Source organism: uncultured Chitinophaga sp. (genome assembly GCF_937874145.1).
GTDB lineage: Bacteria > Bacteroidota > Bacteroidia > Chitinophagales > Chitinophagaceae > Chitinophaga.
This window is the reverse complement of sequence record NZ_CALNBI010000198.1, coordinates 1-1909: the sequence shown is the minus strand read 5'-3', so window position 1 is coordinate 1909 and position 1909 is coordinate 1. Positions and strand designations below refer to the sequence as shown.

At 58.6% G+C, this 1909-nt stretch carries 2 protein-coding genes; both read right to left on the bottom strand.

Going from position 1 to position 1909, the window contains the following annotated elements:
• Positions 1 to 1203 (bottom strand): Glu/Leu/Phe/Val dehydrogenase (locus Q0510_RS09320; RefSeq protein WP_298710320.1); only part of this gene is annotated, 1203 nt, incomplete at its 3' end.
• 12 nt (positions 1204 to 1215) lie between these two features.
• The coding region (locus Q0510_RS09315; protein WP_298710318.1) for a (Fe-S)-binding protein at positions 1216 to 1909 on the bottom strand (694 nt) is incomplete at its 5' end.

The following is a 1909-nucleotide window of genomic DNA, read 5'->3' as shown; positions in this document are numbered from 1 at the left end:
TTTACCGGTCAGTTCTTCCATCTGCTCGAGCATACGGGTGTTCATATCTTCGGTAAAGCGCTTCTCGATCCGGCCGTACCGCACGTGGCTCAGGTTCTTCAGCCATTCGAAGTACGATACGGTGACGCCGCCCGCGTTCAGGTAGATGTCCGGCACCACCAGGGTGCCTTTGCGGGCGAGAATTTCGTCTGCCGTCGAAGAAACCGGACCGTTGGCGGCTTCCCCGATGATCTTCGCCTGGATGCGGTGCGCGTTGTCGGCGGTGATCACCATTTCCAGCGCGGCGGGGATCAGGATGTCGCAAGGGTATTCCAGTGCATCCGTGGAGTTGTGAAAATGCCGGGCGGAAGGAAAGTGCAGGATGGACCGGGTGGCGTTGCGATGGGCGGCCACGGCATCCACGTCCAGGCCGCTTTCGTTGTAGATGGCGCCTTCGCATTCTGCGATCGCCACAATAACGGCGCCTGCATTTTGGAGGTATTTCGCGGCGTGGTAGCCTACGTTCCCCAGTCCCTGCACCACTACTTTCTTCCCCACGATCCCAGGTTCCAGGCCGATGCGTTCCATCACGGCGGGCATCCGGCAGATTTCCTGCAGGCCATAAAACACACCGAGCCCCGTGGCTTCCTTGCGGCCGCGGACGCCTCCCTGTGCCAGGGGCTTACCGGTTACGGCGCCCAAAGCATTGATCTCGCCCGGGTGCAATCCCTGGAAAGTATCCGCCATCCAGGCCATTTCCCGCGCGCCGGTGCCGTAATCCGGGGCGGGCACGTCGATACCCGGACCGATAAAATTCTTCCTCACCAGCTCCGCGGTATACCGCCGGGTGATCCGCTCCAGTTCTTCCACCGAATATTGCTTCGGGTCGATTTTGATGCCGCCTTTCCCGCCGCCGAAAGGCACGTTGGCGATAGCGCATTTGTAGGTCATGAGGGATGCGAGTGCAACCACCTCGTCCTGGTTCACTTCCGCGGCAAAGCGGATGCCGCCTTTGCTGGGCGTTTTATGCTGGGAATGCTGCGCCCGGTACGCCTCGATCACTTGGATCTGCCCGTTATCGCGGCGGATGGGGAATTTCATGCTGTACACGGCGTTGCAGGCTTTGATCTGTGCCAGGATGCCGGGGTCCCAGTCCGTAAATTCCGCGGCTTTGTCAAAGCAGTTGCCCACGCTTTGCATAAAACCTTGCTCGTTGTCTGTCATTATTGATGTAGTTTATTGAACGTCGGTGTTGTGAAGGGGAATCATCATTTCGTCGGCCAGGTAGAGGATCGATGTATAGTTGGCTTTGACGGCCGCCGATAAGGCCATCTCGCAGGTTTTGGTAGAAGAATAGTAGCCGTCATACGGTCCGCGGCAGACTTCCCCGGCTTCCTGCTGCGTGGCCGATTGCGTAAGCTGCGGAAAGAGGAACCCGCGGTCGCCCGCCATGCCGCAGCATCCGGCGGATTTCGGCACCGTCACCTCCCGTGCGAAATGCTGCGCCACGCGGATGAACTTGTCCTGCGTTTTCATTTTTTCCAGCGAGCAAACCGGGTGCAGCACGATGTTACGCGTGTTTTCCCGCGCGCCCGCCACCGGCACCACCATGTCGTGCAGGAAGTCCACGGAGTCGAGGATGGTCAACTGGTCGAAACGGATTTTATCCCCTTCATCCAATATGCTGCGCATCGTTTTCAGGGTGTAAGCGCAGGAGCTGACGTCGGTCACGACCGGCAGCGCCCCCTGCCGGGTGCTGTGCCATAATTGTTGCATGATCTTGCGGGCGGTAAAGGCGTAAGCAGGTTGGAAGCCTTTGGAGGAGAAGATCTGCCCGCAGCAGCTGCCGTAAATATCTTCCGGAACGATCATGTCAATCCCCGCTTTGGCGCAGACGCTGGCGAAAGTTTCCAGGATATCTTTTTTTTCT